Here is a 26,122-nt window from a genome sequence, read left to right on the forward strand (position 1 = left end):
CCGGGCAGGCACCCCTCCCCCGACAGGGGAGGGGCCGCTGGCGTCCGGCTAGAACAGGCCTTCGATCTGCCCGTCGGCATCGAGATGGATGCCCTCCGAGGCGGGGACCTTGGGCAGGCCGGGCATGGTCATGATCTCACCGCAGATCACCACGACGAAGCCGGCGCCGGCCGAGAGCCGCACGTCGCGCACCGAGATGGTGTGGCCCGAGGGCGCGCCCATCAGGTTCGGGTCGGTGGAGAACGAGTACTGCGTCTTGGCCATGCAGACCGGCAGGTTGCCGTAGCCGTCCTTCTCGAACTGGGCGAGCTTGGTGGCGGCCTTGGATTCCACCTGGATGTCGCCCGCGCCGTACAGCTTGGTGGCGATGGTCTTGACCTTGTCGGTGAGCTTGGTCTCGGTCTCGTAGGCGAAGGTCAGCGGCTTCTGCTCGCCCTCGGCCAGCTTGACCACGGCCTGCGCCAGCTCCTCGGCGCCGGCTCCGCCTTCCGCCCAATGCTTGCAGGTGATGGCCTCGACCTGGAGCTTGTCGCGGCACAGCTCCTTCAGCTTGGCGTGCTCGGCATCGGTGTCGGCATAGAAGTGGTTGACGCCGATGACCACGGGCAGGCCGAAGCCGCGCACGTTCTCCACGTGGCGGGCGAGGTTGGCGAAGCCCTTCTCCAGGGCGTCGAGGTTCTCGGAGCCGAGTTCCTTCTTGGAGACGCCGCCATGCATCTTGAGGGCGCGCACCGTGGCGACGATGACCACCGCCGAGGGCTTCAGCCCCGCCTGCCGGCACTTGATGTCGATGAACTTCTCGGCGCCGAGATCGGCTCCGAAGCCGGCTTCGGTGACCACGTAGTCGCCGAGCTTGAGGCCGGCGCGGGTGGCGATCACCGAGTTGCAGCCATGGGCGATATTGGCGAAGGGGCCGCCATGGATCAGGGCGGGGTTGCCCTCCAGGGTCTGGACGAGGTTCGGCTGCAGCGCGTCCTTGAGGAGCACGGTCATCGCACCCGTGGCCTTCACGTCGGCGAGCGTCACCGGCTTGCGGTCGCGGGTCTCGGCGATGACGATGCGGCCGAGGCGGGCCTCGAGGTCGTCGAGGTCACGGGCGAGGCAGAACACCGCCATGACTTCCGAGGCCACGGTGATGTCGAACCCGTCCTCGCGCGGGAAGCCGTTGGCGACGCCACCCAGCGACTGGGTGATCGACCGCAGGGCGCGGTCGTTCATGTCGACGACCCGGCGCCAATGGATGCGGCGCACGTCGATGTTGAGCTCGTTGGCCCAGTAGACGTGGTTGTCGATGAGGGCGGCGGCGAGGCTGTGCGCCGAAGTGATGGCGTGGAAATCGCCGGTGAAGTGCAGGTTGATCTGCTCCATCGGCACGACCTGGGCCTTGCCGCCGCCGGCGGCACCCCCCTTCATCCCGAAGCACGGGCCGAGCGAGGGCTCGCGCAGACACATCACCGTTTTCTTGCCGATGCGGTTCAGCGCGTCGCCGAGACCCACCGTCGTGGTGGTCTTGCCCTCGCCGGCCGGGGTCGGGCTGATGGCGGTGACGAGGACGAGCTTGCCCTCGGGCTTCGATTCCAGCGACTTGATGAAGGCGTGGTCGATCTTGGCGATGTGCCGGCCGTAATGATGCAGCGCCTCGTCCGGAATGCCGATCGTCTCGGCCACCTGCGTGATCGGCTTCAGGGTTGCCGCGCGGGCGATCTCGATGTCTGAGGGCATAAGTCTCTCCCGGTCTGTCGTCGCGATGGCGTGTCGCGCGGGCGTTTATTGTGGAACGTCGTGTGTTCGGGGCGTCGGGCATCGGCGCCGCGGGCACCATGCTTCACCGTTGTCATCACTGTGAGCGATGGAGCAAGCAAAAGCGCGTCGGAATTTTTCAACGCGTCTGCAAAATTTCATTTGAAAGCACGGAATCGCGCATGGATCGCCCGCAACGGTGGATGGGGCCGACGTCAGCCCGACATCGCCGTCGCCGTGTAGCCGGCCTGGTCCAGGGCCTCGGCGATCGTCAGGGACTGGGCATCGGTGGTGATCGCCACGCGCCCGTGATCGCGGTCGACGGCGATATGCGCCTCCGGATCGATCCGGAGGATCGCCTTGCGCACGGCCTCGGCGCACCCGTCGCAGGTCATGCCGTCCACCTGCATCAGCAGGTCCACCCGTCTCGCGTCCATCCACCCGCTCCCGTCGCTGGGTCATGTCCCGCACTCATGTAGAGCCAAATCCCCTCCCGCCGCGAGGGGCAATGGCCCCGGCGGCCTCCGCGCCGATGCCAGGCTGGCTGAAGCCAAGCTTGGAAGCTCATGCAACACATGGCAAAAAACCGGTTCACGCAGCCTGCGCCCATCTTGTGGGACCTCGTCGTCTCGGCGACAACCGGAGCCTGTCCCGACTTGCGGAATCCGTGACCGGGACCCTGCATCTCCGCTCGATCGTCGTGAGGGTAAGAGTATTCCGATGGCCCGGATCGTCGGCCGACGCACGGTCCCGTGGCTCCTGAGTCTCATCGGGTTCGTGGTCCTGGCGCCGCTTGCAGTGATCTCCCCCATCGGCGGCGCCTTTGGATTGGCGGCCATGGGCGGCTTCGTCGCCATCCTGGCCTCGCGCCGGGCGCGTCAGCTCGACCAGCGCTGCGAGAAGCTCTCGGGGGAATTCGACATTCTCTCGCAACGCCTCGTGCGCCTGGAGACCGTGGCCCGCCTCATCGCTGACCAGCAGATGCGGATCGAGCGTGCCCGCGCCGACGAGGCCGAACCGGCACCGGCACAGGGCAAGCAGGCCGGGAATGCCGCGGTGGAGGCCGCCGTCGAGGAAGTCACGGCGGAAATCGGCCTGCTCAGCGGCATCGTCCGCGAACTCGCCGCCGTGGTCGCCACGCAGGATGGTGAGATCGCCCGCCTCAAGGCGACACCGCCAGCGGCTCCCGCCCCGACCCCGGTCGTGCGCCCGGCCTCCCGTCAGGCCGTCCTCGATGCCCACGTCGTCCCGCCGCCTTCCCCGGCATTCCGCAACGAGACGGGCGGGACCCCCTGGGTGCCCCGAGCCTGGCCGCCGCTCGAGCGGTCCGAGCCCGTCACGGACCGGGCGCGACCGGACCGGAGCCGCGATGCGGTCATGGTCGCGGCCTTCGACGGCGACGGGCTCGAGGTCCATCTCCAGCCCATCGTCTCCCTGCCCCAGCGCAAGGTCGTGTCCTACGAGGCACTGGCGCGCCTGCGCCTCGGCGCCGACATCCTCAAGCCGGAACTGTTCCTGCCGGTCCTCGAACGCCATGGGCGGACGACCGAACTCGATCGACGCATGCTTCCCCTGGTCGCCACCGTGGCACGCCATCTCAGCGGGCGCGGCAGTCAGGCCGCCGTGACCTATGCCCTGTCGCCGCATTCCCTGTTCGAGCCCGGCTTCCTGCGCACGCTACCTCGGCTGCTCGTCGGCGAGCCCGGCCTGTCGGGCCGCCTCGTGATCGCGCTGCCCCAGTCGAGCTGGCGCAGCCTCGACGCCGAGCAGGCGGGCGCGTTGGCGGAACTGCGCGGCCGTGTCGGCTTCGCCCTGGACCGTCCCGTGGACCTGCGCCTCGATCCGCTGGCCCTGGCCGACCGGGGCGTCAGCCAGGTCAAGGTCCCCGCCGATCTCCTGCTGCGTCCCGATTCCCGCCAGGCCATGCCCGATATCGCCCTCGACGATCTCGTCGCCTCCCTGTCCCGGGCCGGCATCCGGCTCGTCGCGGAGTCGGTGGAACGCGAGAGCGACGTGCCGGATCTCATCGATCTCGACGTGCCGCTGGCGCAAGGCACCGTCTTCGCTCCGGCGCGGGCCGTGCGGGCCGAAGTTCTCGCCGCCGCTCCGCCACAGGCCGCGCCATCCCCGGCGCCGCCTCCGTCCCGAGAACCCGGCGGCGACGATCCGGAACCGCCGCCGCAGCGTCGGCCGTTCCGCGATTTCCTGCGCCGCGCCGGCTGAGGCAGACTCGCCCGGATTCCGGCGCGTCGATAGCGCTGCGTTGATTTCAGGGCGTGGGCGGCCTAACCGGTCAGCCATTCTCGATGCCCCCGATACCTTGCCAGTCAGGCCAGATTCATGAGCGAGACGATCGCGCGCGCCGCATCCTCGGCGCCGGTGCCGATTCTGGGCGGGCTTTCCGCCGTCGCCGAGCGCTACGATCTCATCCTGTGCGACGTCTGGGGTGTCCTGCATGACGGGACGCGGGCCCATGCGGGGGCGGGCGAGGCGCTGATCCGATTCCGCACCCTGCCCGAGGACGGTCGCCGGCGGCGCGTCATCCTCGTCTCCAACGCGCCCCGCCCCTGGGCCGGCGTTCGGACCATCCTCGACGGCTACGGCGTGCCGCGGGAGGCCTACGACGCCATCCTCACCTCCGGCGACCTGACCCGGCGGCTGATCGCCGAGCATCCGGGCGAGCGCATCCACCATCTCGGGCCGGAACGCGATGCCACGATCTTCGATGGCCTCGACATCCGCCTCGTGGCGGCTGGGGAGGCGGATCGCCTAGTCTGCACCGGCCTGTTCGACGACACGACCGAAACGGCGGACGATTACCGCGAGACGCTGGCCGGGTTCCGGGCACGGGACGTGCCGATGATCTGCGCCAATCCCGATCTGGTGGTCGAGCGCGAGAAGAAGCTCATCCCCTGCGCCGGTCTGATCGCGCAGGCCTATGCGGAGATCGGCGGCGCGGTGACCTATGCCGGCAAGCCGTACCGCCCCGTCTACGAGGCGGCGCTCGCCATGGCGGCGGAGCTCGACGGTGGCTCCGCGCCGGACGTCGCCCGCGTCCTCGCCGTCGGCGACGCCCTGCGCACCGACATCGCAGGGGCGGCGGCCTACGGCATCCCGAACCTTCTGGTGGCGCGAGGCATCCACGCAGAGGAACTCGGCGTTCTCGCCGAGCACGACACGCTCGGCGAGGTGTCCGAATGGCTCGCCCGGCAGGAGGTTCGCCCGGATGCCGTCATCGAGCGGCTGATCTGGTAGCGTTGCCGGATCTCATCGGCCCCGGATCTCATCGGCCCCAAGCGGCGAGACCCGCCGATCAGGAGAACAGGGCGTCGATCTCGTCCTGGGCGGTGGCGGGCCCTTTGATCTGTGGTCCGTTGAGGAGGAGGAGCTCGGCTCGCACCCGGCGCTCCACCTCGGCCGGGTCGACGCCGCCCTCATCCTTCGCCTTCACCGCGGCGGCAAAACGCGTGAGGCGGCTTTCGAGCTGGCGCAGGGATTCGCTCACCTTGGCGATCCGCTGGCCCGTGATGTCCTGGAACGTGCACGCCTCGAAGATGTCGTTCATCCGTGCCTCGACGGCGGCGCGGTAGTTCTTGTCGTTGGGCAGGCTGAGGATTTCCTCGGCCGCATTCATGATGGAGTTCGTCGCCCCCGCCGTCGCCTCGACGACGCTGCCGAGCTCCTCATGCGCCATCGGCAGACGGTCACGGGTGAGCTCGTTCGCCCGCAGGGCCGCGATCTCCCTGCGGACATGCGCGATGTAGTCGGCGATCTCGACCAGCTCCCGGATCAGCGACGGTCGCGTCGATGCCGGGTCAGGGCTGGCCTTCCGTGACTTTTCCGCCATGGCCATCGCTTGTTGCTCCACGATGCTGTGAGTCGCCGAAGAAAGAGATCGGGTCTGCGGCTCAAGCGCCGCAGACAGCCTCGATCTTGCTCTTCAGCGTCGCCGCATTGAAGGGCTTGACGATGTAGTTGTTCACGCCGGCCTTCTTGGCCGCGATCACGTTCTCGGTCTTCGATTCGGCGGTGACCATGATGAACGGCGTGGTGCGCAGGGCCTCGTCGGCACGCACGTGGCGCAGCAACTCGTAACCGGTCATGGGCTCCATGTTCCAATCGGAAATCACGAGGCCGTATTTGCGGTTCTTCAGCCGGGCGAGGGCGGCGGTTCCGTCAGAGGCATCGTCGACCTCTTCGAAGCCGAGCTGCTTGAGCAGGTTGCGGATGATGCGGACCATCGTCTGATAATCGTCCACGACGAGGATCGGCATGCCGAGATCGAGGGCCATGGGTCGGGGTGCTCCGTCGGTGCAGGGCCGGTGCGGCATGCCGCGAACCGGGAAAGTGGCAAAAAATTGGGGGAAGCGCCGCCTCGCGCCGCCTCTCGTTCGTGAAAGTACCTCGCCCAGCATTGCGAAGCGGTTAACTGCGCAAGGGATCGCGCATCCTCCGTCGATCGGGCGGCCGCTTCCCTTGACCCCCCTCCGGCTTTTCGACAGGTTCCCGCGCGGAATCCCCCACGGTCGCCGCTTCGGCCGCAGCTTCTTCGAGACCATTTGAACCCGATGGCGCCAGCCGACGATCCTTCCGTGCGCCCCGGAGCCGCCTCCCCGTCGGGGCGGCCCTTCACGATCTGCCGCGAGGACGAAGCGGTGCCGGCGGCCCTTGCCGGGGCCATCGCGGCGATCGGCAATTTCGATGGCGTTCACCGGGGCCACGGCGCTCTCGTGGAAGCCGTCCGCGAGGAGGCCGACCGGCGCGGCGTGCCGGCGGTGATGCTGACCTTCGAACCGCATCCGCGCGCCTATTTCGCCCCCGACCTGCCGATGTTCCGGTTGACGGGACCGGCCGCCAAGGAAATCGTCTTCGCCCGCCTCGGCCTCGACGGCCTGATCGTGCGCCGTTTCGACGCTCTCATGGCGGGGACCACTGCCGCCGAGTTCGTCCACGGCCTGCTCGTGCGCGATCTCGGCCTCACCGGGGTCGTGATCGGCCACGACTTCCATTTCGGGCGGGGACGCGAGGGAACGCCGGAGGTGCTGGCCCGGCTCTGCGCCGAAGCCTCCCTGGCATGCCGGATCATCCCGCCGGTCTCGATCGGGGAGGGCGAGGCTCCCGTCTCGTCGAGCGCGATCCGGGAAGCCCTGCGACAGGGCGACGTCGTTCGCGCGAACCGGCTTCTCGGCTACCGCTGGTTCGTCTGCGGAGAAGTCCGGCACGGCGACAAGCGCGGTCGGACGCTGGGCTATCCCACGGCGAACGTGGCTTTGCCCGATTGTGCCCTCTCTCACGGCATCTATGCCGTCCGCGCCGGGTTGCCCGATGGAACGGTGCGGGACGGCGTGGCGAGCTATGGCCGTCGTCCGACCTTCGACGACGGCGCTCCCTTGCTCGAGGTGAACCTGTTCGGTTTCTCGGGCGATCTCTACGGCCGGACCATCGCCGTGGAGTTCCTCGGCTACATCCGCGGCGAGGAACGTTTCTCCGGCGCCGAGGCGTTGATCGCCAGGATGGATGTGGATGCGGCCGAGGCGCGCACGCTCATCGCGAACGACCGAGTTCCGTCGATGATCGGCTGAGATCCGACGCGCGACGGCCGGGCCGCACTATCCGGCGGATCAGCGCTTGGCGGGATCGATCGAGGCGAGGCGCCGCGCCGCCTCTTGCAGCGCGTCCTGGTGGCCGTTGCCGCTGAGCGCATAGACCGAGCGACCCGCCGTCCAGTAGACGGTCTCGCCGTCGCCCGGGCTCGTCACCTCTCCGGTGAAGGCCGCCTCGTTGGTGCCCCGTGCCGCGAACAGGGAGATCTCGCCGAGATCGGGTGCGTCGATCATGACCTCGACCCCGGCCCCGTGACGCGCGGGCACGATCTGGACGTCGCGCACGGACCAGTCCCCCGGCAGGTCCGGCAGGACGATGCCGGTGGCACCGGAGATGCCGGCCTTGTCGTAGCTCGGCGAGGCGGGCGAGCCGAGGCGGGCGCGGATCTGGGCCACCTCTCTCGCCTGGCGCGCATCGGCGACCAGGGCCGGATCCACCGGGGCGGCGAAGGTGTCGGGCACGCCGAACACGCCGGTGTCCGAATGCGCGATCCAGCCGGCACCCACGAGAAGCACGATCACCGCCGCCCGCTTGAGCCGCTCGCCCACGCGCCGCCAGGCCATGGATCGGTCGAGGCGGCGGGCCGCCGCGCGGTTGCGCTCCGGTCCCGGTCCCGGCAGTTGCGCGAAGGCTTGGCGCAGGGCGTCCCTGTCATGCATCTCGGCCATCACCCGCGCCGCCGCCTCCGGCGTACGGGCGAGATGAGCTTCCACCTCGAGCCGGCGCATGACGTCGAGTTGGCCGTCGACGAAGGCGGCGAGGTCACTGTCGGTGATCGGGTCGATCATGACGGTCGTATCCAGTTCAACGATTGGAAACGGCGATGCTTCCATACAGTCCTGGTACTCGGAGGAGCCGAGTACCCTCGAATTCTGTGCGGTTAAGAGCCGCCAATGGCTTTCGACGCGAGCCGGACGTCCTGCCGGGAATCCTGGCCGTTCCAGTCGCTGACGAGGCGCAGATGCGGTCGTTCGGGTCTGGCCGTCCCCGAACCCGGCGAGGATTCGGAGCGGCCGCGGCCGGTCTGGCCTTCCTCGAAGGCGCGCAGGGCGGCGCGACCGCGACCGAGGCGGGACATCAGCGTGCCGATGGGAATTCCGAGCACGGCCGCGGCATCCGCATAGGCCATGCCTTCGAGGGTCACGAGGTGGAGCGCGGCGCGCTGCTCCTCCGGCAGGGTCAGGAAGGCCTGACGGATCTGGGCGAGACGCACCTGTCCCTCCTGGGCGGGCGGCACGCTCTCGTCGCCCATCTGGACGAGGGCTTCGGCATGGCGGGCTTCCACCCGCTTGCGGCGCTGGTCGTCGATGAAGACGTTGTGCAGCACCGTCATCATCCAGGTCCGCAGGTTGGTGTTCGGCCTCACGGAGAGACCGGATTCCAGCGCGCGGACGAGGGTGTCGTGGACGAGGTCGTCAGCCTTCAGTGCGTCGCGCGTCAGCGAACGCGCATAGCGTCGCAGCGGGACCAGAAGGTCGACGATGGAGGAAGCGGAGGCGGTCTGGGTGGGTTCGGCCGTCATGCTCAGTTAACGCGCGAGCCCGGCCGGCTAATCCGGCCGGCCGGAACCCTATTGATAGGTCGCCTTGAGATTGAGCGTGCAGGTTCGTCCGATGCCCTCGTAATGCTCGGCGAGCCAAGCCTGCGCCGCCGCGCGGCCCTTGTCGCGCAGCCCTTCGAACACGCGCATCCGGGCATCCATCCGCGAGGAGGCCTTGTAATCGTCGAGGGCCCCAGTCCCATCGATGCGATGGACCAGCATACGGTGGTAGTCGTTGCGGCCGAGCACGCCGTCCTCGATCAGTCCGTCGACGAAATCGATGGCGCGCAGTTCCCGCATCAGGTTGGCGTTGAAGGTGATCTCGTTGAGCCGGTCTTGGATCTCCTCGCGCGAGCGAGGGGTCTCGCGGCGTTCCACCGGATTGATCTGAACCAGCACCACGTCACGGGTCCGGGCACCGTGGAAGAGCGGGTAGATCGGCGGGTTGCCGAGATAGCCACCGTCCCAATAGGGCACGCCGTCGATCTCCACCGCCTGGAACACCGTCGGCAGGCAGGCCGAGGCCATCAGATGGTCGATGCTGAGGGAATCCCGCTCGAAGACGGCGAGCTTGCCGGTCCAGACATTGGTGGCCGAGACATAGATCCCGGCGGTCTCCGCCGTCCGGAGGCGTTCGAAATCCACGTGCTTGGCCAGGGCCTTGCGCAGTGGGTTCACGTTGAGCGGGTTGGAGACGTAGGGGCTGGTCCTGAGCGCCCGCGTCCAGAAGTCCAGAACCGGGTTCTCGTTCCAGAAATCGAAGAGCCGGTCGAACACGCCGCGCTGAGCCGGCCACAGGTCGCCGTCGAGGCTCGCCTCGCGCCAGAACCGGTCGAGGGCGGTGCGGGCGCCCTCAGGCCCTCCGGCGATCCAGCCATCGACCATCACGACCGCGTTCATCGCCCCGGCACTGGCACCGGTGACGGCCTCGAAGGCGAGGCGGCCATCCTCGATCAGGGCATCGAGCACGCCCCAGGTGAAGGCGCCGTGGGCGCCGCCGCCCTGCAGGGCCAGCGCGACGGTCTTCTCGGCATTCGGACCGGCCAGGCTGACGGGCGGGCGCGAGGCGGGGCGCGGCGGCGCCACTTCCCTATCGGTAGAGGGCGAATCGACCGGGGCAGGCTGTTGGGAATCGAGCATCGTCAGCTCCACGTGGCAGAATTGCACAGACGCATCGATAAAGTGCGCATGGGCATGCTGCATTGCAGCATCAAAGGTCGCAGGGCAGCAAAACGGTGGCTGCATGGATCGGTTCCGCTTGGGCCGTTCCTGTGGCGGACATGTCGCACTGCGCCAATTCCCTCGACATCGCCCATGGGATAAGACATGTCAGCCGACGCTGAGCCAACGTGTTGCGCGTGGTCCGTCCTGCCCCCTGGTTTCACCATGCGGTAAGCGGGCTTGACGCATGCGGCGCGCCATCTCAGCTAACCGGCAGGGGTCTCGATAACCGGACCCTTCACCCGATCTTCGCAAAGGATCGGCAGGATTCGATACCAGACGACCATGGCCGGGCGCTCGCTTCAGGGCAGGCCAGGCCATAAGCAAGGTCAGTGATGGACGCCATGATGGAAGCCACTTCCGCCGATCCGTTCGGCCCCGGCATTTCGATTACCGGCCCGGAGATCGCCGGTCCGACGCCGCGTCACCGCACGGTGGGGGTCACGGTGGGTGAGGGCGAGGGGGCCGTCACCGTCGGCGGAGGCGCCCCGGTCGTCGTCCAGTCGATGACCAACACCGACACGGCCGACATCGATGCCACCGTGGCGCAGGTCGCCGCCCTGTCGCGGGCCGGCTCCGAACTCGTGCGCATCACCGTCGACCGCGACGAGGCGGCCGCCGCGGTCCCGAAGATCCGCGACCGTCTGGCCCGCATCGGCGTCCATGTGCCCCTGGTAGGCGACTTCCACTATATCGGCCACAAGCTCCTCTCCGATCACCCGGCCTGCGCCGAGGCCCTGGCCAAGTACCGGATCAATCCGGGCAATGTCGGTTTCAAGGAGAAGAAGGACACGCAGTTCTCGACCATCGTCGAGCAGGCGATCCGCTACGGCAAGACCATCCGCATCGGCGCCAATTGGGGCTCGCTGGACGAGGCCCTGCTCACCCACCTGATGGACGAGAACGCCCGGTCCGCGCGTCCCATCGATGCCCGCGCCGTGATGCGCGAGGCCATGGTGCGCTCGGCCCTGTCCTCGGCTCAGCGCGCCGAGGAACTCGGCCTTCCCAAGAACCGGATCATCCTCTCGGCCAAGGTCTCGGCGGTGCAAGATCTGATCGCGGTCTACCGCGAGGTCGCCAGGCGCTCGGACTACGCGATCCACCTCGGCCTCACCGAGGCCGGCATGGGCTCGAAGGGTCTGGTCGCGGCCTCGGCAGCCATCGGCGTGCTGCTCCAGGAAGGCATCGGCGACACGATCCGCTATTCGTTGACCCCGATGCCCGGCGGCGACCGCACCGTGGAGGTCAAGGCCTCGCAGGAACTCCTGCAGACCATGGGCTTCCGCACCTTCGTGCCGATGGTCGCCGCCTGCCCCGGCTGCGGCCGCACCACCTCGACCACGTTCCAGGAACTCGCCCGTGACATCCAGAACTGGATCGTCACCTCGATGCCGGAATGGAAGAAGACCTATCCGGGAGTCGAGGGCCTGAACGTTGCGGTGATGGGCTGCATCGTCAACGGACCCGGCGAATCGAAGCATGCCGATATCGGCATCTCGCTGCCCGGCACCGGCGAGACCCCCACCGCACCGGTCTTCATCGACGGCAAGAAGGCGATGACCCTGCGCGGCGCCACGCTGGCCAAGGATTTCGAGACGGTGGTGATCGACTATATCGAGCGCCGTTTCGGCCAGGGCGCCCGCACCGCCGCCGAGTGAGCCCGTCCGTCGTGACGCCCGTCGCCCCGCGCTGCTCCGGCACGCGGGGCGACTTCGCTCGCCTTCCCGGGGAAGCCTTCCCGGACATCACGGGATCGTCGTTCTCGGCGCCACACCCGCATGATACGACTTTGGCATGCTTCGCGCTGGGAGCCGTCGTGCACCGGTACCTCAGCGGCCGGCCGCCGGTTCGGCCGCGACGTGTCCGTGTGAGGCGGGACAGAGGAGCGCTCACGGCTCGCCCGTCTCCGTCGCTACGTCACGCTCCAAAAAATCCGAGCCTCCCCATTCGATTCCTTTCCCCGTCGCAGAAGCCTGATCGCAGCGCATGACGCAAACCTCCATCCCGAGCGTCCCCGGCGCTCAGCCAGGCCCCGCGTCCCATCCCGAGACGGGGTCGGGCGAGCATGGGTCGGGCAATCACGGGCATGGGAAGACGAACTTCTGGACGCTGGTCGTCGGCTCTGTCGGCGTCGTCTACGGAGACATCGGCACCAGCCCGCTCTACGCCTTCCGTGAGGCGCTCGGCCCGGCGCGGGCGGACGGCATCCTGCTGACCGAGGAAGTCCTCGGCACGACGTCGCTGATCCTCTGGGCACTCCTGCTGATCGTCACAATCAAATACGTCGTCATCCTGCTGCGCATGGACAATAACGGCGAGGGCGGAATCCTCTCGCTGATGGCCCTGGCCCGCAAGGCGCTGGGCGGGTCGCGCATCGTGTTCATGCTCGGGCTGCTCGGCGCCTCTCTGTTCTACGGCGACGCCGTCATCACGCCGGCCATCTCCGTGCTCTCGGCCGTGGAGGGCCTGAAGCTCGTCACCCCGGCCTTCGAGCATTACGTGCTGCCGATCACGGTGGCGATCATCTTCGCCCTGTTCATGGTCCAGAGCCGGGGCACCAGCAAGGTGGCGGCCTTCTTCGGCCCGATCATGGTGGTCTGGTTCCTGGCGCTGGGGCTCGCGGCCCTGCCGCACATCGTCTCGCGACCGGAGGTCTTCCAGGCGTTCAATCCCTGGTACGCGGTGCACTACCTCCTCGGTCACGGCACCGGGGCGCTGGTGGCGCTGGGCGCGGTCTTCCTCGCGGTGACCGGCGCCGAGGCGTTGTTCGCCGATCTCGGGCATTTCGGACGCCGGCCGATCCAGGTGGCGTGGCTCGGCCTCGTGGCGCCGTGCCTGACCCTGAACTATCTCGGCCAGACGGCGCTGGTCCTCAACGTGCCCGACACGACGGATCCGTTCTACCAGCTCGTGCCCGAATGGGGCCTTCTGCCCATGGTGATCCTGGCGACCATCGCCACCGTCACCGCGAGCCAGGCCGTCATCACCGGGGCGTTCTCCCTGTCGCGCCAGGCTATCCAGCTCGGCCTGCTTCCGCGCCTCGAGATCCGCCACACCTCGGAATCGCATTCCGGCCAGATCTTCCTGCCGCAGGTGAACATCCTGTTACTGATCGGGGTCGTGGTCCTGGCGATCCTGTTCCGGTCGTCCTCGGCCCTGGCCTCCGCCTACGGCATCGCCGTGACGGGAACGATGCTGCTGACCGCGAGCATGGGCTTCATCGTGCTCTGGAAGTCGTGGAAATGGTCGCCGATCGCCGCCGCCGCCGCGATCATGCCGTTCATCGTCATCGAGTTCCTGTTCCTGCTCTCGAACCTGCTCAAGGTGTTCGAGGGCGGCTACGTGCCCCTCGTGCTGGCCGGGATGCTCATCATCGTGATGTGGACCTGGGTGCGGGGCGTGAACATCCTGTTCAACAAGACCCGCAAGACCGACGTGCCGCTGCTCGAACTCGTGGGCATGCTGGAGAAGAGCCCACCCCATCACGTGCGCGGCACGGCGGTGTTCCTCACCAGCGACCCGTCCATCGCCCCGGCGGCCCTGCTGCACAACCTCAAGCACAACAAGGTGCTGCACGAGAAGAACGTGATTCTCACGGTCGAGACCGTGGACACCCCCCGTGCAAGCGAGGCGGACCGTATCCGCATGGAGCCGATCGGCCCGCACTTCTCGAAGATCGTGATGAAGTTCGGCTACATGGAGCAGCCCAACATCCCGCGGACGCTGACGCTCCTGAAGAAGCAAGGCTTCAAGTTCGACATCATGGCGACGTCGTTCTTCCTGTCGCGCCGTTCGATCCGCCCCGCCGCGCATTCCGGTATGCCGCTCTGGCAGGACCGGATCTTCATCACGCTCGCCAAGAACGCCAACGACGCCACCGACTTCTTCCAGATCCCCACCGGCCGTGTCGTGGAAGTGGGGACTCAGGTCACCGTCTGAACCGGCCGGGTCACGGCCTCGGCAGGTTGATGACGGGCGGCGGCAGTGGCGCCTCGGGGGCAAGGGCCGCCAGCGTCGCCGGGCTCTTGGCATGGGCGGCGACACGCGTTCTCGCCACCGGCTTCGATGAGGCTTTGAGGTGCGCGCCCTGGCCTACGGCGGAGTGGGAGGCGGTGACCGCGCGATCCGGTTCCGCCTGAGCCGTCGAGGCGGGCTGCGTGCCCGTCACCTCCGGTAAGGCGGAGGCCACAGGTGTCGCCGGAACACCGGCGGGAGCAGGATTCGCGACGGCCTGGACCGGTGCGGCTGGAGCTGCCTCCGAGGCCGCCGCCGCATAGGCCAGGGCGGCCGGCGGCCGGGCCTGCTCCACGGCGCCGGGCTTGCGCTTCTCGTAGAAGGCGTTGCCGCCGGCCACCGCCACATAATGCATGTTGTTGTAGTGGAACGTGCGGCCCGCCGTGTGGAAGTACATGGCGCGACCGACCTTCGGGTGGCGCTGGCCGGCCAGGACCGCGTCGGCCGCGTCCGCGACCTTGGTCAGGTCCTTCTCCGCCATGGGCTTGGTGAGCACGCCGGTGGCGAACTGGCGGGGCTGGCCGACGACGGCGCAGATGCCGCCATTCGGGAAGGCGGCGGCTTCGAGGCGGTTCATCACCACCGTGCCGACGGCGAGCAGGCCTTCGGAATCGCTGCGGTTCGATTCGAAATACATGGCGCGGCCGAGACAGTCGCGCTCTTGGTCGCTCACCGCCATGGGTTTGGCCGCAAGGCCCGGGCCGCCGAGGGAGCCGGTCGTGGTGGGGGAATTACAGGCACCGAGGCCCATCGTCGTCATCAGCAGGACCCCGTAGAGTCCCGTCGTCGCCGATCGGGGATACCCCATGCCGTCTCGCTCCCGTCCGTTTCCTGGACGGTCTAGCTCGGCGGGAAATGTGGTTTCTTTTCGGATACGGTCCGGGAGGTTCGCTCATCTTCCCGATGCTGTGGCTTGAGGGTCACGCCCGGCTTTTCTCTCTCCAGCCAGGGCGAACCCGATCCGTGCCTCAGAGCATCGGCAGGCGCGCGGGTTTGGCCCCGCGCGGAAAGGCATCGTCGAGGCGCTGCCATTGACCATCGGTCAGCGTCAGCTCGCCGGCGGCGGCGTTCTCCTCCAAATGCGCGATTCGCGCGGCCTTCGGGATCGCGAGGACGGAGGGCGACCGCGTCAGCGACGCGAGGGCGACCTGCCGCTGCGTCGCTCCCGTCTCGGCGGCGATCTCTCCGAGCACGCGTCCGCCGGCCGAGTCCGGCTCGGGGAAGTCGTCATGGCCGAAGGGGCTGTAGGCGACCAATGCGACGCCATGCGCCGCGCACCAGGGAAGGACGGCGTGTTCGATCGCCCTTTCCCCGAGATGATACAGCACCTGATTGCAGGCGATGCGGCCCTCGCCGGCTACTGCGAGAGCGTCTTCGAGATCGGGGACGTCGAAATTACTGACGCCCCAGGAGAGGAGCTTGCCCTGCCGGACCAGGCCCTCGAAGGCGCCGATGGTCTCTTCCAGCGGGGTCGCGCCCCGCCAGTGCAGGAGATAGCTGTCGAGCCGGTCCGTCTTCAGGCGCGCCAGCGAACGTTCGCAGGCGGTGACGACGGAGCGTGCCGAGGCATGGTTCGGCAGGACCTTCGAAACGAGGAACACCTCGTCGCGCCGCCCAGCGATCGCCTCCGCCACCACGAGTTCGGCCTCGCCATACATCTCGGCGGTGTCGATATGGCTCATCCCGCGATCGAGGCCCCGCTGCAGGGCGGCGACGGCGTCGGGCCGGTGTGCCTCGTCCAGATACCACGTGCCCTGGCCGATGACGGAGACGGGGCGTCCGGTCTGCCCGAAAGTCGTCTGCCGCATGCGGATCTCCCCTTAGAATCCTTCACCGCCGGATGCAGGTCCGGCCGTGCGGGCTCGCCTCAGGTCGTCAGGGTGCCGTGGCAGTGCTTGTACTTCTTGCCCGAGCCGCAGGGGCAAGGCTCGTTGCGCCCGACGCGGCCCCAGGTGGTGGCGTCGTTCGGGTCGCGCTCGATGACCGCCGCATCCGTGGACATCGCCTGCGCGGCGTAGCCGTAGGCCGGCCCGCCGCCCCCGGCGCTGCCCGTGCCGCGATCGGAGAAGTCCATCTCGTTCTCGCCGGTGACGGGATCGAGGTGCTGGGCGAACATGGACGGCAGTTCCGGGCTCGCAAACGGGTTCGCGCCTTGTGAATCCTGCTCCTGGTACGTGATCTCGATGCGGGCGAGCTGCTGGGTCACTTGCTCGCGCAAGGCGCCGACGAGGCCGTTGAAGAGCTCGAACGCCTCCGACTTGTACTCGTTGAGCGGGTCGCGCTGGGCGAAGCCGCGCCAGCCGATCACCTGGCGCAGGTGGTCGAGGGTGACGAGATGCTCGCGCCAGAGATGGTCGAGGGTCTGCAGCAGGACCTGCTTTTCGACATACGTCATCACCTCCGGCGTGTTCTTCTCGGTGCGGGCGGCATAGGCCTCGTCGGAGGCGGTGCGCAGGCGGTCTCGCATCTCCTCGTCGGCGATGCCCTCTTCCCTGGCCCAATCTTCCACCGGCACGTCGAGGTTCAACACCTCGGTGACGCGCAGGCGCAGGCCTTCGATGTCCCATTGTTCGGCATAGGCATTCTCGGGCACGTGGACGGCGACGAGATCGTCGACGACGCCGTGGCGCATCTCGTCCACGGTGTCGCGCACGCTGTCCTGGCCCATGAAGTCGCGGCGCTGCTCGAACACGACCTTCCGCTGGTCGTTCATGACGTTGTCGTACTTGAGCACGTTCTTGCGCATGTCGAAGTTGCGCGCCTCGACCTTCTGCTGCGCCTTCTCGATCGCCTTGTTGATCCAGGGGTGGATGATCGCCTCGCCCTTCTCCAGGCCGAGGCGGGTGAGCATCCCGTCCATGCGGTCGGAGCCGAAGATCCGCATCAGGTCGTCCTGAAGCGACAGGTAGAATTTCGAGCGGCCGGGATCGCCCTGTCGGCCGGAGCGGCCGCGCAGCTGGTTATCGATGCGCCGCGATTCGTGACGCTCGGTGCCGATGATGTAGAGGCCGCCGGGCAGGGCCTTCTTGCGCCCGGCCTCCGGGTCGGCCGGCTCGCCCGAGGCTAGCACCTTGGCGCGGTTCTCTTCGATCTCGGCCTTGATCGCCGCCGCCTTCGCATCCCGCTCGGCGCCTTCGGGCAGGCCGGCGAGCTCCTTCTCCAGGCGCATCTCGAGGTTGCCGCCGAGTTTGATGTCGGTGCCGCGCCCGGCCATGTTGGTGGCGATGGTGATGGCGCCCGGCACGCCGGCTTCGGCGACGATATAGGCCTCCTGCTCGTGGAAGCGGGCGTTCAGCACCGCGAAGGTCTTCGTCACGCGTCCCTCGCGGGCGGCGGCATAGACGTCGGTGAGCGCATTGAGGTCGGAATAGTCGAGCTGGCGGAAGCCGGCCTTGGTCAGCATCTCGGCCAGGTGCTGCGACTTCTCGATGGAGCCGGTGCCGACCAGGATCGGCTGATGGCGCGCATGCGCCTTCTCGATCTCGGCGATGATGCCGTCGTACTTCTCGCCCACCGTCCGGTAGACCTCGTCGTCCTCGTCGACGCGCTCGACCTCCTTGTTGGTCGGGATGTCGACGACTTCGAGCTTGTAGATCTCGGCGAATTCATCGGCCTCGGTGGAGGCGGTGCCGGTCATGCCGGCGAGCTTGGAATAGAGCCGGAAGTAGTTCTGGAAGGTGATCGAGGCGAGCGTCTGGTTCTCGGGCTGGATCGTCACCCGCTCCTTGGCTTCGAGCGCCTGATGCAGGCCCTCCGAGTAGCGCCGGCCCTGCATCATGCGGCCGGTGAACTCGTCGATGATCACCACCTCGTCGTTCTTGACGATGTAGTCCTTGTCCAGGGTGAACAGGGTGTGGGCGCGAAGCGCCTGGTTCACGTGGTGGACGAGGCTGACATTGTGGGCGTCGTAGAGGTCGCCCTCCTTCAGCAGGTCGGCGCCGCGGAGCAGATCCTCGATGAACTCGTTGCCGCTCTCGGTGAGCGAGACCGAGCGCTGCTTCTCGTCGAGGTCGTAATGCTCCTTCTCGAGATGGGGCATCAGCGCGTCGACGGAGACGTAGAGCTCCGAGCGGTCGTCCACGGGACCGGAGATGATGAGCGGCGTGCGCGCCTCGTCGATCAGGATCGAATCGACCTCGTCGACGATCGCGAAATTGTGCCCGCGCTGCGACAGCTGCGAGAGCTCGTACTTCATGTTGTCGCGCAGGTAGTCGAAGCCGAACTCGTTGTTGGTGCCATAGGTGATGTCGCAGGCATAGGCGTCCCGACGCTGCTCATCGTCGAGCCCGTGGACGATGGTGCCGACGGTGAGGCCGAGGAAGCGATAGACCCGGCCCATCCACTCCGCATCGCGGGAGGCGAGGTAGTCGTTCACCGTGACCACGTGCACGCCGAGGCCCGACAGGGCGTTCAGGTAGACCGGCAGCGTCGCCACCAGGGTCTTGCCTTCGCCGGTGCGCATCTCGGCGATGCCGCTCTCGTGAAGGACCATGCCGCCGATGAGCTGCACGTCGAAATGGCGCTGGCCGAGGGCGCGCTTGGCCCCCTCGCGCACCGTGGCGAAGGCGGGAACGAGGATATCGTCGAGGGTCTTCCCGGCAGCGAGCTCGGCCTTCAGCATGTCCGTCCGGGCACGCAGGGCCTCGTCCGACAGGGCGGAGATCTCCGGCTCCAGGGCATTGATCTCGGCGACGCGGGGGCGATAGCCCTTGACGCGGCGATCGTTGGACGAGCCGAATATCTTCTTAGCGAGGGCGCCGAGCATCGTGAACCTGCGGTCGATCGAAATATCAGAAGGCGTGAGTTGGCCGGGCTTATAGAGGTAAATATTGTAGGACGCATCCGAAAGGGCGGACTGCCTTCAACTCCGAAAGCCAAGGGGGCCGCGTCCGCCGTCGTCGCCTTTGGACGGCAGTCGAAATGCTAAAGCGCCAAAGCGGCTCTTTGGTTCTCGATGATGCGGACCAGAGCCAGGGCCGTGAGCTCCGAGGATTTCGGATTGGCCGGCAGGGCCTGATTCTCGATGCTCATGTCGAGGGTCCCGAAAGCGCCCGTCGCCTGGAGGCGATGTCCATTGCCGGTGGCGCGGGGATCCGCCACCAGGGCGATCCGCGTCCTGTCGAGGCCGATGCCGGCGAGCGCCGTGATGACCGCGACATTGGCGTTGGCCGGGAACAGCCGGGCTGCCTCCCGTGCCGTCCCTTCGAAGAAGGTCGTGGCCTCCGTCAGGCCATCGAGATCGATCCATTCTTCCGCCGGGGTACCGATCCAGGCCACGGGCGGCTTGACGATGCGATGCGTCACCGAGTCCAACGGCAGGATCGAGGCCGCCGCGAGGGCGTCGACGGCGGCGAGTGCGCCGGTCGGCACGAGGATCTGGCTTCCCTGCGCCTCCGCGGCGGCGACGAGCCTGTCGAGAAGACCGGCCTCGCAGAAGGCGCTGGTCGACGAGACGGCGAAGCTCTCGGCGTGCCGGAGCGCCATGAGGCCCCAGGGCTCGACCGCCGCCCGTCCGGCCGCTTCGATCACCATGTCGGGCTCGGCCCCGGCCAGGGCAGCCGGTTCGGGTAGCCAGGGGATCCAGGCGGGAAGGTCCGCCTCATCGGGCCTCACCCGCGTCCCGACGCCGGCCAGGACGACGTCGCTGCCCCGAGCGTCGAGTAGGTGTGTCACGCGGCGTGCGATGGCTCCCCAGCCCACCAGGGCGATACGAAGCGGCCGACGGCGATCCGGCCGCGCCGCCAAAAGATTGGAGAGCAGAGACAAGGACCGGTATCCCCATGACTGGCGAAGGCTGACGCGGCCCGACGCCCTGCTGCGCGATCTCAAGAAATCTTCGGTCGCGGGCCTGTCAAGCTTCCTGCCGGCCGCTGGACATACAGGCGTCAGTTGATCTCGCAGAAACCGGCGCCGGTGCCGACGACGCGCTTGTCGGCGCACCATGACGCGGCCGTGCGGATCTCCTTCGCCGCCGGCGCGGGGACCGGGAGGACCGGGCGCAAGGTCACGGAGTGTCCCGCTGTGGCATCATTCTCTGGCGCAACCGCAATGGCGCGGACGGGCCGCGACGCGCCGATTCCGGCACCCAGGGCGGCCGATCGGGCGGGAGTGACGGAGGGAGCCGGGCGGGAGACGGAGATGGAGCGTCCGCCCTTGAAGCGGGCCTGCGCCGTCGTGATCGAGGCGGACAGAATGAGGCAAGCGGCGGTGATGATGACGCTGGTCCGCATGCCGCTCTCCCACGAAACCCGGAAAGGATGGCGCATGCGGGCTTAAGACCGCTTTATCGTGATCGGACGGATTCGCCCGAAACCCCATATGCGCTTGTCTTCCGCCCTTGCCCGCGCCACTTCTCGCCCACAGATGCCTACGGCGTCCCTCCGCTCGCTGTTGCCACGTCTCCAACCTGGCCGGACAGAGCTTCGTGGACGCGGCATCCACCTGTTCGAGGAATCCCCATTGATGACGTCGCCTCTCCTTCTCCGGCGCTCGGGCGCCCTGGCGCTGGCCGTTGCGCTGCCCTTCGCCTCCGTGGCCTTGCCGCTGCGGGCCCTGGCGCAGACGCCTGCCCCGGCTGCGGCTCCCGCCCCGGCCGCCCCGGCGCTGCCGCCCGAGACGGTTGTGGCCAAAGTGAACGGCTCGCCGGTCACCGCGGGCGACCTCGCCATCGCCGCCGAGGACCCGGCGCTCTCGCTGCCCGGTGTCGACGAGGCCCAGAAGAAGAACCTGCTCATCGATTACATGGTCGACCTCAAGGTCGGCGCGCAGGCGGCCGAGGCGGCCAAGGTCGGCGACTCGCCCGAGTTCCAGCGCAAGCTCGCTTACTTCAAGAGCAAGCTCCTCCTCGACGAATACCTGGAGCGTGAGGCCAAGAAGGCGGTGACGCCGGAGGCCGCCAAGGCGCTCTACGACCAGACCCTCACCACGATGAAGCCCGAGGAAGAGGCGCATGCCCGCCACATCCTCGTCGACAACGAGGAGGAGGCCAAGAAAATCTCGGCCCGGATCAAGGGCGGCGAGGACTTCTCCAAGATCGCGGCGGAGGTCTCGAAGGATCCCGGCTCGAAGACCGAGGGCGGCGATCTCGGCTGGTTCACCAAGGAGCGGATGGTCGCCCCCTTCGCGGAGGCCGCCTTCAAGCTGCCGGTCGGCCAGGTCTCCGACCCGATCAAGACGCAGTTCGGCTGGCACGTGATCAAGGTCGAGGAGCGGCGCACCAAGCCGGTGCCGACCTTCGCCGAGATGAAGGAGCAGGTGGACCAGTACCTCACCCGCAAGTCGCAGCAGGACCTCATCCTGAAGCTGCGTGAAAGCGCCAAGATCGAGCGCACCGATGCGGCCACGCCCGCCGCGGCGCCCAAGGCTCCCTGACGTTCGGCTCCCTGAATCAGGACGCTCTGCGAAAACGAAGAAGGCCTGCCCCGTCGCCGGGGCAGGCCTTCTTCCCGTCGATGACGCAAGAAGGCGTCAGGCGATGTACTGGGCGCCGTTGATCGTCAGGGTCGAGCCGGTGATGAAGCCCGAATCTTCCGCCGCGAGGTATTCCACCGCGCGGGCGATCTCGGCGGCCTCGCCGAGGCGGCCCACGGGAATCGTCGAGATGATCTTGTTGCGGATGTCCTCCGGCACCGCCATCACCATGTCGGTGGCGATGTAGCCCGGTGCGATCACGTTGACGGTGATGCCCTTCGAGGCGCTCTCCTGGGCCAGCGCCTTGGCGAAACCGATCACGCCGGCCTTGGCGGCCGAGTAGTTGGTCTGGCCGGCCTGGCCCTTCTGGCCGTTGATCGACGAGATCAGGATGATGCGGCCGAAGTTGCGGGCGCGCATTCCCTCGATCACCGGGCGGGTGACCGTGAACATCGAGTCGAGGTTGGTCTTGATGACCGCCTGCCACTTCTCGAAGGTCATCTTGTGGAACGCGCCGTCGCGGGTGATGCCGGCATTGTTCACCAGGATGTCGATCGGGCCGAGTTCGGCCTCGACGGCCTTGATGCCGGCCTCGCAGGCGGCGGCGTCGCCGACGTCGAACTTGAAGACCGGGATGCCGGTCTCGGCCTTGAAGGCGTTGGCCGCCTCGTCGTTACCGCCGTAATTGGCGGCGACCTTGTAGCCCTTGGCCTTGAGACCCGTCGAGATCGCGGCACCGATGCCGCGCGTTCCACCCGTGACGAGGGCAATGCGTTCCTGAGCCATGGCTTCCTCCAATTTTCTTTGATGTTCGATGGCGTGCGTCATGCAATTTCTTGCAGATTCTCGGCGCGGGCGGGCTTAGCTCAATCGGCTCCGCCCGCCCATGCCATTTAAATTTGCTGCGTCCTCAAGAATTCTCCAAGACGATGTCCCCAATGTTTGCGGGCATCCTTGAAGATCTGTCACGAGCGCAGAAATTATACTGTATTCAATCGAGCCCGATGGGGCTTCAGACGCGCTCGATGCACATGGCGACGCCCATGCCGCCGCCGATGCAGAGGGTGGCGAGGCCCTTCTTGCCGTCACGACGCTTGAGCTCGTGCAGCAGCGTGACGAGGACGCGGGCGCCGGACGCGCCGATCGGGTGGCCGATGGCGATGGCGCCGCCATTGACGTTCACCTTGTCGGTGTCCCAACCCATGTCCTTGTTCACGGCCAGCGCCTGGGCGGCGAAGGCCTCGTTGGCCTCGATCAGGTCGAGGTCGGAGGGCTTCCAGCCGGCCTTGTCCAGCGCCTTGCGCGAGGCCGGGATCGGGCCCGTGCCCATCACCTTCGGATCGACGCCGGCGGTGGCCCAGGACACGATCCGGGCCAGCGGCGTGATGCCCCGGCGCTCGGCTTCCGAGGCCGACATGAGCACGATGGCGGCAGCGCCGTCGTTGAGGCCGGACGCGTTGGCGGCCGTCACGGTGCCGTCCTTCGAGAAGGCGGGCTTGAGCTTGGCCATCGCCTCGATGGTGGCGCCGTCACGGATGTACTCGTCGGTGTCGACGATGGTGTCGCCCTTGCGGCCCGGAACGGTGACGGGGACGATCTCGTCCTTGAAGCGGCCTTCCTTGCGGGCGGCCTCGGCCTTGTTCTGCGACTTCGTCGCGAACTCGTCCTGCTGCTCGCGGGTGAGCTGGAAGGCTTGGGCCACGTTCTCGGCAGTCGTGCCCATGTGGTAGCCGTTGAAGGCGTCCCACAGGCCGTCCTTGATCATGGTGTCGACGAGCTTCACGTCGCCCATCTTCTGGCCGCCGCGCAGGTACTGCGCGTGGGGGGAGAGCGACATCGATTCCTGGCCGCCGGCCACGATGACCGTGGCGTCGCCATTGGCGATCTGCTGCATGCCGAGAGCGACCGTGCGCAGGCCCGAGCCGCAGACCTGATTGACGCCCCAGGCGGTGGCCTTCTCCGGGATACCGGCCTTGATGGCGGCCTGGCGGGCCGGGTTCTGGCCGGCGCCGGCGGTGAGGACCTGACCGAAGATCACTTCGTCCACATCGTCGGGAGAGACGCCGGCACGCTCCAGGGCGGCCTTGATGGCGACGGCGCCGAGTTCATGGGCCGGGACGGTGTTGAAGGCACCTCCGAACGAACCCACTGCGGTCCGCGCCGCTCCGACGATGACGATGTCTTCCGCTGCCATTGACGTTCTCCTCTTGAGGGCCGGCGCGACGTTGAAGCCCTCTGATGGGCATGCGCGCTTGAGGCCAACTCAGGCGATGAAAGCGCTGGGCAGGGTGAAGTCAAGCGCGTGCGGAAGGTCGGCGAGTGACCGGCCGGCGTTTGTCACCGGAGGCGCCGCGCGGCGTGTGGCACTATTCTGCGGGGATCGGGGTCAAATTGCTGTTTTCGTCAGCGGGCGAAAGCCTTAAGGTCTGCTCACGCGCAAATACGAATGATACCCGGACGGCGCATCGGGCCTCGAAGGGATTGGGCGCTGGAATGAACGTGTCGGGAAAGGCCACGAGGATGGCGGACAACGGTAAGTCTCAGCAGACCGTCATCAAGAAATACGCGAACCGGCGACTGTATCATACCGGAACCTCGACCTACGTCACGCTCGAGGACCTCTCGACGATGGTCCAGAACGGCGAGGATTTCCTCGTCTACGACGCCCGCTCGGGCGACGACATCACCCGCTCCGTGCTCACGCAGATCATCTTCGAGCAGGAGAACAAGGCCGGCGACGACAATCTGCTGCCGGTGGCCTTCCTGCGCCAGCTCATCCGCTTCTACGGCGACAGCATGCGGACGATGGTGCCGAGCTTTCTCGAATTCTCCATGGCCAATTTCGCCCGCGACCAAGACGGCCTGCGCGAGAAGATGAACCAGAGCTTCGCCCCCAAGGTGTTCCAGAGCGCCATGGAGGAGCAGGTGCGGGCCAACATGAGCTTCTTCGGCGATGCCATGAAGATGTTCACGACCTTCGGCACCGGGCCGCTCTCCGGCATGAAGTCCTCCGCGTCCGCGCCGACGCCGTCCCAGCCTGCGACCCCGGTGGCTGCGCCCGATAGCGACCTCGACGAGTTGAAGCGGCAGATGGCGGAAATGCGCAATCGCCTGGAAGACCTCGCCAAGAAGTAGGCCGGCGACATCTGCGACGGGTCCTCCGACCGCGTCCTGAGAGAGTGCTGACGAACCGTTAACATCGGCCCACCCATTGCGCTTTTCCGCCAGTAACAGGCGGAAGGGCAGCAGGTGGCACAAACCGGCACGGGAAAGCGTACCATAACGGGACGCGCCGTCCCCGAGGGGGACCGCGACACGGCGCGGACGCTCGTGGTCGTCGATGGCGGTGAAACGGTGGCCCGCAAGGCGAGTGACGCCTATGGCAGGCCGAGCGCAGAGTTCCTGACCCAACTTCTCGTCAGCTGCGAGCCGACCATGCGCGCCTCTCGGACAGAGCGCATGCGCTCGGCCACGGCGCGTTACGCCGAGACCACGCGGATCGGGACGAACAGGCGCCGCGCCTGATCCGTCGAGGCGGATAACGCAAAAAACCGCCCGAAGGCGGCTCTCGCAGACATCGTCTCGTTCCGGTCCCTGGCGGGACCGTCGACGACGCGTAGGATCAGGCCTCGGCCGACTTCACCTTGAGGACCTGGCGACCGCGATACATGCCGGTCTTCAGATCGATGTGGTGGGGACGACGCAGCTCGCCCGAATCCTTGTCGGCGACATAGGTCGGGGCCTTGAGGGCGTCGGCGGACCGGCGCATGCCGCGCCGCGAGGGGGAGGTCTTTCGCTTCGGAACGGCCATGGGGTAGTCCTGCTACGACAAAAAGGGTGCACGGGCGCCGCCCCGCGAGGGAAGAGGCAACCTCGGCACCGTGTTCAAACGGAGATTCGATGGCGGCTGTATAGCGGCAGATCGGCCGTCTGGCTAGAGCCGCCCGAGGCCGGACTTCCGAAAATGGCGGATCGATCCACGAAGGGGCAGCCGGCCCCGGTTCGCGGCGGGGCTCGCGAGGCCGTGAAGTCTCGTTAAGCGCCGGTTCAACCGTCGTGTCCTACCTGCGAATACGGAGACGCCTCAACGAAGACTGCGCCGCCGCATCTCGGGAGATTGCCGTGACTTCATCTCGCATGACTACATCTCTACTCCGCACCCTGGCCGTGCTGGGCTGCCTCGCGGCGGCTCCCGCCCTCGCCCAGGCGCCGAGCCCCTCGACCTCCACTCCTCCCACCGTCGCACCGAAGGCGCCCACGGCTCCGGCCGCCCCGGCCAAGCCGACGGCGGACAAGCCCGCCGCTCCCGTCGCGCCGGCGGCCAAGACCGATCTCATCGATCTGAACAGCGCCTCGCCCGCCGAACTCGAGGCTCTGCCCGGCATCGGTGCGGCGCGCTCGGCCGCGATCGTCAAGGGCCGCCCCTATCACGGCAAGGATCAGCTCGTGTCGAAGAAGATCCTCACTCAGGGCGTCTATGACGGGATCAAGGACAAAGTCATCGCCAAGCAGAAGTAACCCTTCCGCTCGGGCAACCCGGCGCCGGTCCGGTGCCGGGTTGTTCGCCGGGGGGCACGGTGTTACGCGGCCGGA

Annotated in this window: 24 protein-coding genes; 9 read left to right on the plus strand and 15 right to left on the minus strand. The window is 67.6% G+C overall.

The genetic code is table 11. From position 1 onward, the window contains the following. Positions 1–48: 48 nt before the first annotated feature. Both ASF34_RS08775 and ASF34_RS08780 read right to left on the minus strand, forming a co-directional pair. The gene (locus ASF34_RS08775; protein WP_018045996.1) at positions 49–1,722 is read right to left on the minus strand and encodes a formate--tetrahydrofolate ligase; all 1,674 of its coding nucleotides are present in this window, start codon (positions 1,720–1,722) and stop codon (positions 49–51) included. Positions 1,723–1,955: 233 nt separating this feature from the next. Beyond that, the gene (locus ASF34_RS08780) at positions 1,956–2,177 is read right to left on the minus strand and encodes a heavy-metal-associated domain-containing protein (RefSeq protein WP_018045997.1); all 222 of its coding nucleotides are present in this window, start codon (positions 2,175–2,177) and stop codon (positions 1,956–1,958) included. Between the two features lie 283 nt (positions 2,178–2,460). On the opposite strand from ASF34_RS08780, the gene ASF34_RS08785 reads away from it, so the two are divergent. Together ASF34_RS08785 and ASF34_RS08790 are read left to right on the plus strand one after the other, a co-directional pair. Further along, the gene (locus ASF34_RS08785; RefSeq protein ID WP_056160592.1) at positions 2,461–3,963 is read left to right on the plus strand and encodes an EAL domain-containing protein; all 1,503 of its coding nucleotides are present in this window, start codon (positions 2,461–2,463) and stop codon (positions 3,961–3,963) included. Between the two features lie 117 nt (positions 3,964–4,080). Next, on the plus strand, positions 4,081–4,995 hold the full coding sequence (locus ASF34_RS08790) for a TIGR01459 family HAD-type hydrolase (protein ID WP_056160594.1): 915 nt from the start codon (positions 4,081–4,083) through the stop codon (positions 4,993–4,995). Between the two features lie 58 nt (positions 4,996–5,053). Here ASF34_RS08790 and ASF34_RS08795 read toward each other — a convergent pair whose 3' ends face one another. Next, positions 5,054–5,593, minus strand: a complete 540-nt coding sequence (locus ASF34_RS08795; protein ID WP_018046000.1) for a protein phosphatase CheZ — start codon at positions 5,591–5,593, stop codon at positions 5,054–5,056. Between the two features lie 55 nt (positions 5,594–5,648). After that, positions 5,649–6,032 (minus strand): response regulator, encoded by a 384-nt coding sequence (locus ASF34_RS08800; protein WP_018046001.1) that lies wholly within the window; start codon positions 6,030–6,032, stop codon positions 5,649–5,651. Between the two features lie 276 nt (positions 6,033–6,308). Here ASF34_RS08800 and ASF34_RS08805 point away from each other — a divergent pair, with 276 nt between their 5' ends. Then, a complete protein-coding gene (locus tag ASF34_RS08805) occupies positions 6,309–7,322 on the plus strand; it encodes a bifunctional riboflavin kinase/FAD synthetase (protein ID WP_018046002.1) in 1,014 nt (337 codons plus the stop codon). A 39-nt stretch (positions 7,323–7,361) separates the two neighbouring features. Here ASF34_RS08805 and ASF34_RS08810 read toward each other — a convergent pair whose 3' ends face one another. From ASF34_RS08810 to ASF34_RS08820, 3 genes are all read right to left on the minus strand, one after another. Beyond that, positions 7,362–8,132, minus strand: coding sequence for an anti-sigma factor family protein (locus tag ASF34_RS08810; protein ID WP_043765038.1), 771 nt, complete (start codon positions 8,130–8,132; stop codon positions 7,362–7,364). Positions 8,133–8,224: 92 nt separating this feature from the next. Next, positions 8,225–8,866 (minus strand): sigma-70 family RNA polymerase sigma factor, encoded by a 642-nt coding sequence (locus tag ASF34_RS08815; RefSeq protein ID WP_056160596.1) that lies wholly within the window; start codon positions 8,864–8,866, stop codon positions 8,225–8,227. A 48-nt stretch (positions 8,867–8,914) separates the two neighbouring features. Further along, positions 8,915–10,024 (minus strand): patatin-like phospholipase family protein, encoded by a 1,110-nt coding sequence (locus ASF34_RS08820; protein WP_244478946.1) that lies wholly within the window; start codon positions 10,022–10,024, stop codon positions 8,915–8,917. A 425-nt stretch (positions 10,025–10,449) separates the two neighbouring features. Between ASF34_RS08820 and ispG the strand changes: the two genes are divergently transcribed. Then, positions 10,450–11,763, plus strand: a complete 1,314-nt coding sequence (gene ispG / locus ASF34_RS08825) for a flavodoxin-dependent (E)-4-hydroxy-3-methylbut-2-enyl-diphosphate synthase (protein ID WP_187273356.1) — start codon at positions 10,450–10,452, stop codon at positions 11,761–11,763. A 328-nt stretch (positions 11,764–12,091) separates the two neighbouring features. Further along, on the plus strand, positions 12,092–14,044 hold the full coding sequence (locus ASF34_RS08830) for a potassium transporter Kup (protein ID WP_018046007.1): 1,953 nt from the start codon (positions 12,092–12,094) through the stop codon (positions 14,042–14,044). Positions 14,045–14,054: 10 nt separating this feature from the next. Here the strand turns inward: ASF34_RS08830 and ASF34_RS08835 are convergent, their stop codons facing one another. The 5 genes from ASF34_RS08835 to ASF34_RS08855 all read right to left on the minus strand — a co-directional run bounded on the left by ASF34_RS08835 (position 14,055) and on the right by ASF34_RS08855 (position 20,349). After that, the gene (locus ASF34_RS08835; RefSeq protein WP_018046008.1) at positions 14,055–14,927 is read right to left on the minus strand and encodes a cell wall hydrolase; all 873 of its coding nucleotides are present in this window, start codon (positions 14,925–14,927) and stop codon (positions 14,055–14,057) included. Between the two features lie 160 nt (positions 14,928–15,087). Then, on the minus strand, positions 15,088–15,927 hold the full coding sequence (locus ASF34_RS08840; RefSeq protein WP_056160597.1) for an aldo/keto reductase: 840 nt from the start codon (positions 15,925–15,927) through the stop codon (positions 15,088–15,090). Between the two features lie 59 nt (positions 15,928–15,986). Beyond that, on the minus strand, positions 15,987–18,884 hold the full coding sequence (gene secA / locus ASF34_RS08845; protein ID WP_056143710.1) for a preprotein translocase subunit SecA: 2,898 nt from the start codon (positions 18,882–18,884) through the stop codon (positions 15,987–15,989). 158 nt (positions 18,885–19,042) lie between these two features. Continuing rightward, the gene (locus ASF34_RS08850) at positions 19,043–19,885 is read right to left on the minus strand and encodes an aspartate dehydrogenase (protein WP_244478947.1); all 843 of its coding nucleotides are present in this window, start codon (positions 19,883–19,885) and stop codon (positions 19,043–19,045) included. 119 nt (positions 19,886–20,004) lie between these two features. Continuing rightward, entirely contained in the window at positions 20,005–20,349 is a 345-nt protein-coding gene (locus ASF34_RS08855; RefSeq protein ID WP_156465676.1) for a hypothetical protein, read from the minus strand. A 232-nt stretch (positions 20,350–20,581) separates the two neighbouring features. On the opposite strand from ASF34_RS08855, the gene ASF34_RS08860 reads away from it, so the two are divergent. Then, on the plus strand, positions 20,582–21,490 hold the full coding sequence (locus ASF34_RS08860; RefSeq protein WP_056160601.1) for a peptidylprolyl isomerase: 909 nt from the start codon (positions 20,582–20,584) through the stop codon (positions 21,488–21,490). A gap of 96 nt (positions 21,491–21,586) precedes the next feature. Here the strand turns inward: ASF34_RS08860 and phbB are convergent, their stop codons facing one another. Both phbB and ASF34_RS08870 read right to left on the minus strand, forming a co-directional pair. Beyond that, positions 21,587–22,315 carry an acetoacetyl-CoA reductase gene (phbB, locus tag ASF34_RS08865; RefSeq protein ID WP_026176322.1) on the minus strand — a complete coding sequence of 243 codons (729 nt, stop codon included), beginning with the start codon at positions 22,313–22,315 and terminating at the stop codon, positions 21,587–21,589. 226 nt (positions 22,316–22,541) lie between these two features. Beyond that, positions 22,542–23,723, minus strand: coding sequence for an acetyl-CoA C-acetyltransferase (locus ASF34_RS08870; RefSeq protein ID WP_056143698.1), 1,182 nt, complete (start codon positions 23,721–23,723; stop codon positions 22,542–22,544). Positions 23,724–24,049: 326 nt separating this feature from the next. Between ASF34_RS08870 and phaR the strand changes: the two genes are divergently transcribed. Both phaR and ASF34_RS08880 read left to right on the plus strand, forming a co-directional pair. Next, complete coding sequence (phaR, locus tag ASF34_RS08875; protein ID WP_056161148.1) at positions 24,050–24,664, plus strand: polyhydroxyalkanoate synthesis repressor PhaR; 615 nt, start codon at positions 24,050–24,052, stop codon at positions 24,662–24,664. A gap of 114 nt (positions 24,665–24,778) precedes the next feature. Continuing rightward, the gene (locus tag ASF34_RS08880; RefSeq protein WP_056160603.1) at positions 24,779–25,054 is read left to right on the plus strand and encodes a hypothetical protein; all 276 of its coding nucleotides are present in this window, start codon (positions 24,779–24,781) and stop codon (positions 25,052–25,054) included. A gap of 97 nt (positions 25,055–25,151) precedes the next feature. Here the strand turns inward: ASF34_RS08880 and rpmF are convergent, their stop codons facing one another. Beyond that, a complete protein-coding gene (gene rpmF, locus ASF34_RS08885) occupies positions 25,152–25,340 on the minus strand; it encodes a 50S ribosomal protein L32 (RefSeq protein WP_018046018.1) in 189 nt (62 codons plus the stop codon). Positions 25,341–25,666: 326 nt separating this feature from the next. Here rpmF and ASF34_RS08890 point away from each other — a divergent pair, with 326 nt between their 5' ends. After that, positions 25,667–26,047, plus strand: coding sequence for a ComEA family DNA-binding protein (locus ASF34_RS08890; protein ID WP_056143689.1), 381 nt, complete (start codon positions 25,667–25,669; stop codon positions 26,045–26,047). Positions 26,048–26,122 lie beyond the last annotated feature (75 nt).

Source organism: Methylobacterium sp. Leaf106, assembly GCF_001422895.1.
Classification (GTDB): domain Bacteria; phylum Pseudomonadota; class Alphaproteobacteria; order Rhizobiales; family Beijerinckiaceae; genus Methylobacterium; species Methylobacterium bullatum.